We start from the raw sequence: 12,510 nt of genomic DNA, 5'->3' as shown, positions 1-12,510 counted from the left end.
GCCATTTACTCTCCTCTGATGAAACTCGCTCAATCTGATATCCGTGGTGGGCAAAATCTGCCAAGTACCAATGGTAATGGCAACGGTAAAGGAACCAAAGAGCTATCTGAGCAAGTGGTTTCTTTAGTTCAACAGCAAGTTAAGGAAGCCACTTCACAGGTTAAACAGCCAGCTAAGGAAGTTGCACCACAGGTTCAACCACAAGCTAAGGAAGTTGCACCACAGGTTCAACCACAAGCTAAAGAAGTTGCGCCACAGGTTCAACCACAAGCTAAAGAAGTTGCGCCACAGGTTCAACCACAAGCTAAAGAAGTTGCGCCACAGGTTCAACCACAAGCTAAAGAAGTTGCGCCACAAGTTCAAGTGCAAGCTAAGGAAATCGCGTCATACATTCAAGAACGAGCTGCGGAAGTCACAAAATTAATTCAAGAACGGTGTTTGTGGCAGTTTCACTCTCGTGCATGGGATCGGGAAGAAAACATCAATGGTGTTCTCAATATGACCGCCCAAATCTTGACTGGAGAAAAGGTAGTTCTGGAAACCTTGATTGACAGGGGTTTTTATGCAGATGCGAAGATCCTTTCGGCTGACCTGGAAATTAGGTTTTCATGGTTAAATAGCATGGAGAACTCGCAAAAAAAGGCTGTACTGGAAGCTGTTAAGGCAATGCTGGTCGATATTGTAATAACTAAGTCGAAGAATGGTGAATTACATTATTCGCTTTATTAAAGCAATTCGATCGGTAATTCAACCAAACTAGGACTTACGCAAAGGTAAGGAAAACAAACCACAGAGGACGTAGAGGCCACGGGGGAAGAGAGTTTGAGAGAGTTTTTGCGTAAGTCCTACAAACGAACGGCGTTGTTGAATTGGAGCATGAATTAGAGTCAAGTCATCCTGTTAGTGTTTGTGCAGAAATTTTCTTACAGAGTAGAGACTTGCAGAGTAGAGAGCGATGCCTACGGCAAGCTAACGCTAACGCTGCGACGGGCTACACCAAAAGCATTGCTAAGAAACGTAGTGTCCGCATAGTGTCTGACTACAGAAGCATCTCATCTAGCTTTCAAGATTTTCATGAAATTCAATTCTACTTTTCTTCTGTAATCGATGCTATGAGTAGCTTGCTTCTTGGTTGGATGCAGCTTTAGCTTGCCACAGACATCGCTCCACTTTCTTAAGCTCAAAAAGACAACTCATATCTTCGTTCAGCAACGCCAAACAAAATCACGCAATTTTTTACCACATAGGAGTCAAGAGAATGTCTTTAGTCGTAAAACAGAAAGAACGCAAGGGAATCATCAATCCTATATTTACCTGTCAGCCTGCTGGGGCTGAATACGCTTCCATCGGAATCAAAGATTGTATTCCCCTGGTGCATGGAGGACAAGGATGTAGTATGTTCGTTCGTCTCCTTTTTGCCCAGCATTTGAAGGAAAATTTCGACATTGCTTCTTCTTCACTCCATGAAAATAGTGCTGTTCTTGGAGGACAGCCACGCATTGAGGAAGGCGTAAAGACCTTAGTAGCACGATATCCCGATTTACGGATTATCCCAATTATTACGACTTGTTCAACTGAGACAATTGGGGATGATATCGAAGGAACCATTAACAAGCTCAACGCCCAGTTAAAGAAAGACTATCCCGATCGCAAGGTTATTCTTGTTCCTGTACATACCCCCAGTTACAAAGGCTCTCAAGTCACTGGCTATAATGTCGGCGTACACGCAATTATTTCTAGCCTAGCAAAAAAAGGCGAACCAACTGGCAAGTTGAACATCATTACTGGGTGGCTTAACCCTGGAGATGTCATTGAAGTTAAGCGCATCTTAAAAGAGATGGACGTTCCAGGAAACATTTTACTGGATACAGAAACCTTCGATGCGCCCACTATGCCCGATAAGACAAGTTTTGCCTTTGGCAATACAACCATCGAAGACATCGCTGATTCTGCCAATGCGTTGGGAACTATTGCCTTATGTAAATATGAAGGAGGCAGTTCAGCCGAATTCTTACAAGAGAAGTTCAAAGTTCCGGCAATTCTTGGCCCAACACCAATTGGGATCAAAAATACCGACATCTGGCTGCAAAATATCAGCAAAATGACTGGTAAACCAATACCAGAATCTTTAGTCAGAGAACGGGGTAAAGCTATTGATGCGATCGCAGACCTCGCACACATGTTCTTCGCCAACAAGAAGGTAGCTATTTACGGAGATCCCGATCTAGTAATTGGTCTAGCAGAGTTCTGCTTAGAAGTTGAGTTAGAGCCAGTGCTGATGTTGTTGGGAGACGACAACAAAGCCTGCACCAAAGACCCAAGAATTGCCGAGTTGGAGAAGCAAGCAGCTTGTGATATCGAAGTTATCTGGAATGCAGACCTTTGGGAATTAGAGCGCCGCATTACAGATAAATCCCTCGAAATTGACTTGATTCTAGGTCATTCCAAGGGTCGGTATATTTCTATCGACAACAAAATTCCGATGGTTCGGGTAGGTTTCCCCAGCTTTGACCGTGCAGGTCTGTGGAAATATCCTGTTATTGGCTACAAAGGAGCAGAATGGCTAGCAGATAACATTGCCAACGCCATGTTTGCAGATATGGAGAACAAGCACGATCGCGAGTGGATCTTAAACGTCTGGTAGATTGAATTTTCAACGCATAGGCGCTTCTCTACGAGACGCTACGCGAACGCCTTCCCGCAGGGTAGGAACGCAGAGTAAAACGCAGAGGAGCGCAGAGTTTGAGTGCTGGAGCCTCTATTCAAAACTTTGCGTTCCTTTGCGCCAACCTCAGCGCGACGGCAGTCGCTACAACGGGGGGAACCCCCGCAACGCGCTGCCTCCCCTCTGCGTTTAAAAAAGATGAAATATTTGGAGAGCTATCATGATAGATCAGAATGTCGTATTTTACGGAAACTTGAGCGAACTTTATCGCTTGGCAAAAGAAGGTAAGATCAAGACCAGTTTACAAGGTAGTCATACCCGCCCCTGTAAATTTTGGACTGCAACGAAGATTTTAAGTGGGATTAAAAATGCGATCGTCATTTCTCACGGGCCGAGTGGCTGTGCTTATGGAGTTAAGCGGGCATACAAGCTGACTAATAGCCGCAATAGTGGTTCCCCTTATGAACCCGTGGTGACTACGAACATGAGTGAGAAGGCGGTAATTTTTGGAGGGGAAAAAGAATTAAAAGGCGCGATTCGAGAAGTAGATGAAAAATACCATCCTGATGCGATCGTTGTTGCTACTAGTTGTGCGTCTGGTATTATTGGCGACTGTGTTGATGACGTAGTGAATAAAGCCCGCAACGAAATCGATGCTGAGATCATGACGATACATTGTGAAGGATTCGCCGGGGAGTATCGCAGTGGATTTGATATCGTATTTCGGCAAATCGTAGACTTTATGGAGCCGCCAACTCCAGAGCGGAAAGCACAACTAGCCGATGCTGTCAATATTGTGGGCGCGAAGATGGGCCCTGAAAGGACGGAAGTTGAAACTGATGTCAAAGAATTGGTGCGATTGATAGAAGCAATGGGGGCAAGAGTTCACAGCGTCATCGCAGGTGATTGTACATTAGAAGAACTCAAGCAAGCACCGAGTGCAGCAGTCAACTGTACCTTATGTTTGGATCTTGGCTATACCATCGGCAAAGCCATGTCAGATAAGTTTGGTACGCCGTTAAATTCTACTATCCTTCCATACGGAATCAGCGCTACAGAAAAATGGCTCGAAGGGGCGGCAAAATATTTAGGGATGGAAGAACAGGCCGCTGCCCTAATGGAAAAGGAATATGCCGCAATCAAGATTGAATTTGAAGCAGCTAAGAGTTATATAGAAGGGAAGTTAGCGATTATCGAAGGACATGATGCTATCAAGTGCTTATCCCTTGCTCACATGTTGGATCGTGATTTTGGAATGCGTGTAGTAATCTATAATTTCCATCCCTGGAGTACAGAAGCACGAGAAACCAGTGTAGATTATTTGTTGGAAACAGGGTTAGACCCAGAAATCCTGATTACGAAAGGGACACTGGCCTTTGGCAAGTACGAGTCCATGAAACAAACGGAAGATGAATTACTGGATTTCATTGGTGGTCTTGATGCAGAATCTGTAGTTTATTTTGGTTCTTCCTTGAGTTTCCCCCATATTCCCGTAGTCGATTTAAATGCTATCTTAAATCGTCCCAGATTTGGCTATCGCGGAGCCTTAAAGGTCGCAAGGTGTATTAAAACAGCACTTCAATATGGCTTTAGACCTCGGAGTGCTTTAACCAAGCAAATGGTATTCCCTAAAAATTCCGGGTTAGCATCTACTCAATCACTAAGCGGAAAATTAGCTCAAGACATGCCTGATTGTACTGTATATGCAGAGAAAAGACGGGGAAAATGTATGAACGAGTAATACCAATTTTGGATTACAAGAAAATTGTAGCGACTGTCTTAAAATGTCAAAGTGGAAGTCGTTACAGGCTGTGCAAAATGTGAAGACAGAAATTGCTACAGGGAAGGCAGAAGTCGCTACAGGGAAGACGGAAGCTCTTACAGGCTACGCGAAACACGGAAACGTCAAAGCAGAAGTCGCTACAGGGAAAACAGAAGCCGTTACAGGCTGCGCGAAACACGGAAACGTCAAAGCAGAAGTCGCTACAGGGAAAACAGAAGCCGTTACAGGCTACGCGAAACACGGAAACGTCAAGGCAGAAGTTGCTACAGGCTGCGTGAAACGCATTTACCATAGTCAAGCCTTAGAGAAACAGGAGGAAAAATGTCTGCTGAAACGACTTTTGACAATTGTAACCATAGTAAAGACCCAGTAGTTGGCTGTGCCCTTGAAGGTATTGCAACTACAGTTGCTGGTATTAAAGATGTTAGTATTGTGATTCAGTCTCCACAGGGTTGTGCGTCCACTGTCGCAGCTGGGTATGATGCTCATGAGGTTGATTTCACCAAGCGGAAAGTAGGTTGTACTCGTCTTTTTGAGTCAGACATTGTGATGGGAGCGTCTGATAAACTCAGAGGGATGATTAAAGAGGCGGATCAATCTTTTGATTCTAAGGTGATGTTTGTCGTTGGGACTTGCGCGGCAGACATCATTGGTGAAGATATTGCGGGATTGTGCAACCAGCTTCAGCCAGATATCAAAGCCAAACTCGTTCCTTTAATGGCTGGTGGGTTTCGGGGCAATGCTTACGATGGCTTGGAGATGGGTTTGGAGGCTTTACTTCCTTTTATCAAAAAAAGGCAGACCAAGAGAAGGGGCAGGAAGCCAAGGATTGTAAATATCATTGCGCCACAGGCAAATCTTAATCCTACTTGGTGGGCTGATTTGCAATGGGTAACGCAGATTTTAAAATCTTTGAGGATTAGAGTACAGACTGTCTTCTCTCATAATACCTCATTTGAAGAACTGGAGCTAGCTGGTGAGGCAACAGCCAATATTGTTCTCAGTCATGATGTTGGGTATAAGTTTGCTCGGAAAATGCAACAGACCCATGACATCCCTTTGATCCTTGATGATATACCTTTACCAATAGGTGTAAACAACACTACTCGATGGTTGAAGGCATTGGCGGCACATTTCAAGATAGATGAAAAAGTAGAGCCAATCATCAAACAAGGCGAAGAAATGGTTGTAGATACACTTCGTAAACGAGCATTGATGATTATTCCCCGATATCGTAACTGTAGAATTGCCATCTCTGCGGATGGGACGCTTGGCATTGGACTGGTCAGAATGCTCTTTGAAGAATTGGAGATGATTCCAGAAGTCTTATTATTTCGCTCGGCGATGCCTGATTCTCGTTCAATTTTGGAGCGAGAACTGCACAGCCTCGGTCTTACTTCCCGCGTAATATTTTCGGCAGATGGCTATCAGGTAAAACAGACTTTAGAAGAGTTTGATGTTGATGCTGTCATTGGCTCGGCATGGGAAAAATACATGGCAGAGGAACTAGGAATCAAAATTGCTTTTGATGTATTTAGCCCCACTAACAGAGAAACTTATGTTGATAAGCCATATTTTGGCTATGAAGGCATGATCAATATAATGGAGGTGATTGCTAACGATTGGGATAGAGCTTTTCGTTCCAAAGAGATTCATTGGACATAGGGGTGTGAGTATCAACGGATGCTGTTGGCGAAATATTTCTTCACATTGCTAACAAAGGAAGCGCGATGTCTGGAAGATGTTGAATTTTGCTTTAGAAATAGCTTTTTGGGTGATTTAGAGGCTGTCAACCAAAAATTTTAGCTCTGCAATCATTCTATCTAAGGCTTTTTGCGCTGTTTTATAACCAGAAGCCTGCCGCCCCAACTTTAATTCAAATAAAATGCGAAGCGCTAACGCGCCGCTCCGCTAACGCGTATTGCCTCAAAATCCACAATGTCATGAACAAAAGTAACGGCGGAGTGTTCTTTCTGTGGGGAATTTTCTTTTTGAAGATTCTTTCCTTGCGCTTTAAGTCTCTCTAATTCCTCCTCCTGCCGTGTAATACATGGAAGAAGTTCTGAGTCCTCCCATGTATTACACGGTGAGAATTCATTGTTAATTATTTCCTCCAGATAGTCTGCTCTGGTTAATCCTAAACATTCAGAGGCAATACCTAATTTCTTCCAAGTATCGTCTGTTAGTCGCAAAGAACGTACTTCACGGTAGTCATCGTTCTTGAGCGCAAACTTACCTTGGATATCCCTTTTCATTTTTTTCATAGATATTTCCACCATGTAATACACGGATATTTTAAAAAAGCTCTAAGCCAAAATCAACCGTGTATTACATGGAAATTTTTGATTAAAAGCTATGAGTGTTTGCAGTCTTTACGTAACACGTAGTGCAGCAAACTGCGATATTCTAGTCTGAGCATGAGGTATCCCATTTAACCAAGACACCATGCGAACAACGTTGATGGTAACAGCTGTAATTTGATGCTGTAACCGGACTTTTGGAAGGTTGCGGTAACGTGCTTGCCGTAAACCGAAAGCATTTATTGCTTGTGATAAAGTTCCTTCAACACCAGCACGGGTATTATAACGCTCTTTCCACTCATCAGTTTCCTGCTGTTTACGGATAGTTTGAAGGATTTGATGTTCTTCTTGTGGGCGCAATCTTAATTTTCTTGGCTCACTTTGACTTTTTGACTTGACACATAAGTGTCTGAAATCACAGTTGCGGCAGCCTTTGGAGGGAAATTTGACATTAATTCCTGAATTGCCCCAATTATCAATTGCCGGAGTCCAAGTCGTACTTTTTTGTCCTTGAGGGCATGTAACTGTTTTTGCTTTCCAATCAACTTTAAACTGGCTAATGTCATACCCACCTGGCGTTTTCGCTTGCCAACTAACATTTGGGCGTACTGGGCCAATAAGTTCTATATCAAAATCAATTTTACTTTTTACCAGTAATTCACTATCTACGTATCCTGCATCTACGATATGCTCTTTTGGAGACAAGCCTTTTTCTTCGAGAGATAAATGAATTGGTTGTGTTTGGTCTACATCGGAGAGATGGGCTGGGGTCGTCTCCACATTTGTAATTAAATGGACATCGTTAGCATTACAAGTTTCCGTGATGTGTACCTTGTAACCAGTCCAGGTTGTGGTGCGTTTGTTACCGTAACGGGCATCAGTATCATAAGGAGAGTCAAAATGCTGCCCTGCCGGGGGTAAATCTGCTACGTTACGCCAACATAATTTACCTGGTTCTGAGTCTTTAACATTTGTATAATCTATGTAGTATTGATGCACCCAAGTTTGGCGGAGAATTTCTATTGCTGGTATGTGCCGCAGCCATTGAGGTGTTGTTTCTTCTTCGTATATGGCTATTAATAGCTGCATCCCATCATTACCAATAGTTTCAGCTAATTTATATCGAGCAGTCACCCCTTTGGGTAAACGGTACTCTTCTAACGCACGTCCATAACGTTCAAACCACTCATGGGGAGTCAAGCGTGAGTTTCGCCTGGGGACGATGCAAAGATATGTGACTAATATCGTGACTCAGGGGCTTTTGTTGGATAACTTCTGGTTTTAATGATCGCCTTTGAAGATAAAATGTTATCCGCACGTCCGCTACTCTTGCGAATTCAGTAATGCTTCTGGAAAAGGCATCCCTTTGCATTTGCATCGCTCAACACATAAAGCTATCAAGGATCTTCATCCTATCTGCCAAGAATTATCAGCTATATTGCAGGAGGATAAGGGTGACAACCAAAGGACAAAATAAGAGTTATGACTATTTCTCTGCTAATGCACAAGTAGCAGAATTTGAAGAACAATTACTTCAATCGCAACAGCGTATTGCTGAACTAGAATCACTAAATGCTCAATTACAAGCACTCTTCAGAAGTGAGAGCATTGACGATAATACTGCTAAATTCGCTGTACCAATTGATAAAATTGTTTGCAATCCAGAACAAGTACGCCGTTATTTCGATATAGATAAACTTGCAACGTTAACTGCTTCTATCAAAGAAGTGGGAGTGCAATCACCATTGTGGTTGCGTCCTGAGCAGGATGGGAAGTATTTATTGATTGCGGGTGAGCGTCGCTATCGTGCGGCACGAAATGCAGGCTTAATGGAAGTTCCTGCTCTGATATTAAACGTTGATGACGCTTCGGCTCTAAAGCTATCCTTATTGGAAAATTTACAACGAGAAGATTTAAATCCAATAGAGGAAACAGAAGGAATACTAAATTTACTTTCCTGGCAAATGAATTGTACTGTCAAAGAAGTAATTGCTTTATTGAACAGGAAAGCACATTTAGATAAAAAGAAAGTTGAGTGGTCAGATGAAAACACGGAAAACGTTTTCCGCAAGCAGTGGGAGATTGTAGAGAGTGTCTTTATGACGGTAGGTAAGCTATCACCAGAAAGCTTTCGCGTCAGTCGGCTACCTCTACTGAATATGCCAATTGACGTAATAGAAGTACTACGTTCTGGGCAAATAGAATACACTAAAGCTAGAGCGATCGCTACACTGAAAGACAAAGCTAAGAGAGCTAGTTTGTTGAAAAAAGCGATTGCTGAGAAATTGTCTTTAGCAGATATTCGTGATTGGATCAAAGAGACGAAGGATCAGGAGCCTCCTTCTTTGAAGAGAGAATTTCAAGACATATCTCAGAAAATATTAAAGTCTTCACAGTGGTCAGATCCCAAAAAAGCTAAGAAGATTGCAAGTCTTTTAGAACAACTAGAATCATTGTTAGCGGATTAACAGAAAATTGGAAACTACTAGTTCGGCAAGTCCACTGAAATCAAGATGTCCATGAAATCTACTCAACGTCCGTCAAAAAGACCATTACCACAAGCCGAATCCAACGATCAAAGCCCTTCTTCTTGACCTTGTTGCTTATAAACCAGTAGAGAAACAGCAGCCAACCTCTCAGCCTGACATTACTCCCAGTGTTGATCTGCCGTCAGTTGAGCAGCCAGCCCAAGCAGAGGTGATACCTCTTGTAAGGTCAAAGACAAACGCTGCTGAAAAACCGCAACATTTAGAGAAAAGTAAAGCCAAACGTACCTCTGCTGACAAGAGAAAATCTAAATTACCGCAACAGCCCAAGCAACAGGGTCAATTGACAAAGAGCGATGAAGAAGAAGAGTTAGCGCCAGAACGCTGTCAACATATCCAGTTTTTGGACTGCGATAAACAAGTGGGGCGCGTGGTATTCGAGTGTTGGCACTGTCAGCAAGGAATAATTAGCGAGTTTACTGGGGAACCAGTAATGGGAGAATACAAAGGTCATCCTTCACTAATTCAGGTGAAAGTCCAATGTCCTAATTGTGAGCAGACGGCGATTAGATTAACAACGGGTCAGGTGGTTTCAACAACAGCGATTCCTTCACCTTGGCAGCAATGATGGCACACTCCCTCTTCAAGAGTGATTGGTGAAAGATATTTACAACTGATAATGCAAAAGCTGAGATTTTTACCCTCAATAATGACTGCACTAACGGCACTGACACTAACTAGTTGCAGCACTACTATTGCTGAACAGTATGAAGCTACAGCACTCACCAGTTACTCCTGGCAAGTCAAGTATGCGAATAACCTAACAAGTCAACCACAGCCACGCATTGAAACCTTTGCTAATACTTCAATGTTGAATCGGAATGGATTGAAACCGACAGGAGCAGTTGTTGGCCCAGATGATAGAGGGCTATGGTGGCCTACTTTACCGCCACGACCAAGTGTTGATGAAGTTGAACAACGTAAAAGACCTCAAGAAGAGGCAGGAAAACCTGAATTGATCAAAGATGTAAAGTACTTTCCTGACCTATGGAGTAGGTAATACTCAGCAGACATTACCTACTAATTATGATGTTTATCGGCAAGTAGTAAAAGCTTACCCCCAGAGAACTCCTTTGGAATTGACTTTGGGTGTGAATGATAATTCAGTAGAGAAAGCTGAACCTGTAAGCAAGTAAGCTAAACCACATCTAGTTTGCATAATTTGAAATTGTATTTTTTTGGTGGGGTGGGCATCTCGCCCACCAAGATATGCAAGTTAAATGTGGAACAGCTTAGTAACCCACTCGTTACGTAGTCAGCAAGAAGTTAGAGATCAAAACTGAATTACTTTTCAACAAAAAATTGATGGTAAAGTATAAATCAAAGAGTCAACAACAATCTAATTTAATTTCTGCTGGGTTATAAAAAAGATTTCAAAAAATTCTGATGGGGGCTACATAGGGGCTATATATACCCCAACAACAATTCAGGATTTTGGGGACATTTTGACCCCTATATAGGGTGCATATAACTACACCAGTAACTGACACAACATCACTGTCCATATCCCACAATTCTGATTTGGTGCCAGGCACTAATAATATAGTCTTTGCAACACCACTCAGTGACACAGCACCACATACCCCAGAAAATATTGCTATTCAACGATGGAAGGGGCTGATAGTGAAAATGCAGCTTGGGCTAAATAGCGCTGGGGACTTCTACAGTGAGTTAGTCTCCACAATTGGCGAGGCTATTGGGGTGGCTGATGGTGAGCCTTACTGGAATGGCTGCTTGGGGCAGTGGCAGGTTTGGGTTAACTTTGGGAGTGGGTGTACGTCTGTGGTGTGCGATTGGTTGGTGGGGGTGTAGGTCACATCCTCACAAAGCTCCCAATTAATTACAGGGATGATCGCTGCATTGGTTAGGAATTTATCAACCCTGCCTGCTGCAAGGGGTTTAATATCATGAAACCTTAAAATGAGAATTGGTGATCGCTAGATATTTACCACTACCAACATTTTTATGGCGGTGGATGCAGTCCCGCCGAGGTCAAAAGGCGACGCAAGTTAACGACTCCAACCCGATTTAATTGCAGAGCTGACACTGTTGCTCGACCACAGGAAGTTTTACCAATAACCTCTGTAAAATCATCGTTCCAGCTAAAATGCTCTGACCAAAGCTGCTGACGAGGATGAAACAGTCCCACCTCAAGTTTTGTTTCTGGATCGCAATGGCTGGTTTTGGTATGCTTTCGACCATTGCAGCCATAACACGACCAAGCTAAATTTTCTACAATCGTTTCTCCACCTGCCTGACGGGGTTTGATGTGTTCTATAGTGAAGCTATCAGGAGAAAATTCTTCTGGACATCGGCAATATTCACAAAGATTTCTGGCTCTACTGGCTACTGTCCGTCGCATTGCAGCAGATACTCTCTCAGATTCAAACGGCATGGAATAACTTCGATTCCGACACCAATTGACGATTCAAGGTCAGCAAATCCATATTCCTTAGCCTTGCTAATTCCATAAGAGCTTCCAGACGTTCTACCCTCCACTGTTCTAGCTGATCCTCATACTGGATCAATTCTTCATGTTCCATATCGGTGAGTTCCCCCCACTCACCGCGTTTGCGTAACTCTTCTAGTTGTTTCTGCTCATTAGGAGCCAGGCGACGTTGGATGACTTCAACCAGGGCTAACTCAATCGGATTGGATGCAGCAAACTTAGAGGGTTCAGACAGAAACTCTAATAATTGAACTACCGCAGTTAACCGCTCTTCTGACAACTGCTCAATCAGTTCGATCGCTCTTCTACGAATATCGGTTGCTGGAGTCATGGAAGATCACGCTTACCTATGTCTAATCAAATTGTACTAAGACTGGACGGTTTTTTCGATTTAATCAAGAATTCATACAGGATACTTATGGGATGAGCGTAACCCCTGAACTCGTGGAAAAAGACGATGGGGGGCGGTGAATTAAAAAGATTGTCGCACTTGAAGCAATATTGACAACGCCTGGGGAAATGGTCACTGATGACCAGGGACAAGAATTTATTCCACCACCGGCTATTGTTGCCGAACGCGATAAATCGGAACGGGAGCGATTAGCCATTTGCACAGACTGGAGCAATCATTCTACCGCGTGGTTGATGCGTCATCGGCTTGGACTCAGAGCAGTGCTGGTGGATCTCATGTCTGGGGTTGAGATTAAAGGGGCTGACTGGAGCAATCATTCTACTGCGTGGCTTATGCGTCATCGGCTGGGACTTTG

At 43.3% G+C, this 12,510-nt stretch carries 14 protein-coding genes and 1 pseudogene; 11 read left to right on the top strand and 4 right to left on the bottom strand.

Features of this window, described 5'->3' with window-relative positions; translation table 11 throughout:
• The 6 genes from vnfG to HWQ36_RS25115 all read left to right on the top strand — a co-directional run.
• On the top strand, positions 1–729 hold a 729-nt coding region (gene vnfG / locus HWQ36_RS25140), incomplete at its 5' end, for a V-containing nitrogenase subunit delta (protein WP_292707829.1).
• Between the two features lie 140 nt (positions 730–869).
• Complete coding sequence (locus HWQ36_RS25135; RefSeq protein WP_179076541.1) at positions 870–1,148, top strand: hypothetical protein; 279 nt, start codon at positions 870–872, stop codon at positions 1,146–1,148.
• 110 nt (positions 1,149–1,258) lie between these two features.
• Positions 1,259–2,644 carry a V-containing nitrogenase subunit beta gene (vnfK, locus tag HWQ36_RS25130; protein WP_292707825.1) on the top strand — a complete coding sequence of 462 codons (1,386 nt, stop codon included), beginning with the start codon at positions 1,259–1,261 and terminating at the stop codon, positions 2,642–2,644.
• 241 nt (positions 2,645–2,885) lie between these two features.
• Positions 2,886–4,406, top strand: a complete 1,521-nt coding sequence (locus tag HWQ36_RS25125) for a nitrogenase component 1 (protein ID WP_292707822.1) — start codon at positions 2,886–2,888, stop codon at positions 4,404–4,406.
• A gap of 43 nt (positions 4,407–4,449) precedes the next feature.
• Positions 4,450–4,821 carry a hypothetical protein gene (locus HWQ36_RS25120; protein ID WP_292707820.1) on the top strand — a complete coding sequence of 124 codons (372 nt, stop codon included), beginning with the start codon at positions 4,450–4,452 and terminating at the stop codon, positions 4,819–4,821.
• Positions 4,770–6,113: a nitrogenase component 1 gene (locus HWQ36_RS25115; RefSeq protein ID WP_292707817.1), complete on the top strand. Its 1,344-nt coding sequence runs from the start codon at positions 4,770–4,772 to the stop codon at positions 6,111–6,113. The genes HWQ36_RS25120 and HWQ36_RS25115 overlap by 52 nt, the downstream gene beginning before the upstream one ends.
• Before the next feature lie 230 nt (positions 6,114–6,343).
• Here the strand turns inward: HWQ36_RS25115 and HWQ36_RS25110 are convergent, their stop codons facing one another.
• Positions 6,344–6,712 carry a hypothetical protein gene (locus tag HWQ36_RS25110; protein ID WP_366829655.1) on the bottom strand — a complete coding sequence of 123 codons (369 nt, stop codon included), beginning with the start codon at positions 6,710–6,712 and terminating at the stop codon, positions 6,344–6,346.
• 108 nt (positions 6,713–6,820) lie between these two features.
• Positions 6,821–7,948, bottom strand: a complete 1,128-nt coding sequence (locus tag HWQ36_RS25105; protein ID WP_292707814.1) for a transposase — start codon at positions 7,946–7,948, stop codon at positions 6,821–6,823.
• A 254-nt stretch (positions 7,949–8,202) separates the two neighbouring features.
• Between HWQ36_RS25105 and HWQ36_RS25100 the strand changes: the two genes are divergently transcribed.
• The 4 genes and pseudogenes from HWQ36_RS25100 (at position 8,203) to HWQ36_RS25085 (ending at position 11,106) form a co-directional block, all read left to right on the top strand.
• Positions 8,203–9,216, top strand: a complete 1,014-nt coding sequence (locus HWQ36_RS25100; RefSeq protein ID WP_292707811.1) for a ParB/RepB/Spo0J family partition protein — start codon at positions 8,203–8,205, stop codon at positions 9,214–9,216.
• Positions 9,217–9,445: 229 nt separating this feature from the next.
• Complete coding sequence (locus tag HWQ36_RS25095; RefSeq protein WP_292707808.1) at positions 9,446–9,862, top strand: hypothetical protein; 417 nt, start codon at positions 9,446–9,448, stop codon at positions 9,860–9,862.
• 51 nt (positions 9,863–9,913) lie between these two features.
• Positions 9,914–10,430, top strand: a pseudogene (locus HWQ36_RS25090) (hypothetical protein).
• Between the two features lie 388 nt (positions 10,431–10,818).
• Entirely contained in the window at positions 10,819–11,106 is a 288-nt protein-coding gene (locus HWQ36_RS25085; RefSeq protein WP_292707805.1) for a hypothetical protein, read from the top strand.
• Between the two features lie 151 nt (positions 11,107–11,257).
• On the opposite strand, the gene HWQ36_RS25080 is transcribed toward HWQ36_RS25085, so the two are convergent.
• Positions 11,258–11,689: an HNH endonuclease signature motif containing protein gene (locus HWQ36_RS25080; protein WP_292707802.1), complete on the bottom strand. Its 432-nt coding sequence runs from the start codon at positions 11,687–11,689 to the stop codon at positions 11,258–11,260.
• On the bottom strand, positions 11,679–12,074 hold the full coding sequence (locus HWQ36_RS25075) for a hypothetical protein (RefSeq protein WP_292707800.1): 396 nt from the start codon (positions 12,072–12,074) through the stop codon (positions 11,679–11,681). Before HWQ36_RS25075 ends, HWQ36_RS25080 begins: the two co-directional genes overlap by 11 nt.
• Positions 12,075–12,262: 188 nt before the next feature.
• On the opposite strand from HWQ36_RS25075, the gene HWQ36_RS25070 reads away from it, so the two are divergent.
• On the top strand, positions 12,263–12,510 hold a 248-nt coding region (locus tag HWQ36_RS25070), incomplete at its 3' end, for a hypothetical protein (RefSeq protein ID WP_292707797.1).

The organism is Nostoc sp. NMS2 (genome assembly GCF_017115105.1).
Classification (GTDB): Bacteria; Cyanobacteriota; Cyanobacteriia; order Cyanobacteriales; family Nostocaceae; genus Nostoc.
The sequence above is the reverse complement of the archived record's forward strand: the minus strand, read 5'-3'. Positions and strand labels throughout refer to the sequence as shown.

What these genes read in the sequence shown, in the direction of transcription:
- HWQ36_RS25125 (WP_292707822.1), top strand. Translation starts at nt 2,886, where the DNA reads ATGATAGATCAGAATGTCGTATTTTACGGAAACTTGAGCGAACTTTAT.
- HWQ36_RS25115 (WP_292707817.1), top strand. Translation starts at nt 4,770, where the DNA reads ATGTCTGCTGAAACGACTTTTGACAATTGTAACCATAGTAAAGACCCA.
- vnfK (WP_292707825.1), top strand. Translation starts at nt 1,259, where the DNA reads ATGTCTTTAGTCGTAAAACAGAAAGAACGCAAGGGAATCATCAATCCT.
- HWQ36_RS25075 (WP_292707800.1), bottom strand. Translation starts at nt 12,074, where the DNA reads ATGACTCCAGCAACCGATATTCGTAGAAGAGCGATCGAACTGATTGAG.
- HWQ36_RS25080 (WP_292707802.1), bottom strand. Translation starts at nt 11,689, where the DNA reads ATGCCGTTTGAATCTGAGAGAGTATCTGCTGCAATGCGACGGACAGTA.
- HWQ36_RS25110 (WP_366829655.1), bottom strand. Translation starts at nt 6,712, where the DNA reads ATGAAAAAAATGAAAAGGGATATCCAAGGTAAGTTTGCGCTCAAGAAC.
- HWQ36_RS25120 (WP_292707820.1), top strand. Translation starts at nt 4,450, where the DNA reads ATGTCAAAGTGGAAGTCGTTACAGGCTGTGCAAAATGTGAAGACAGAA.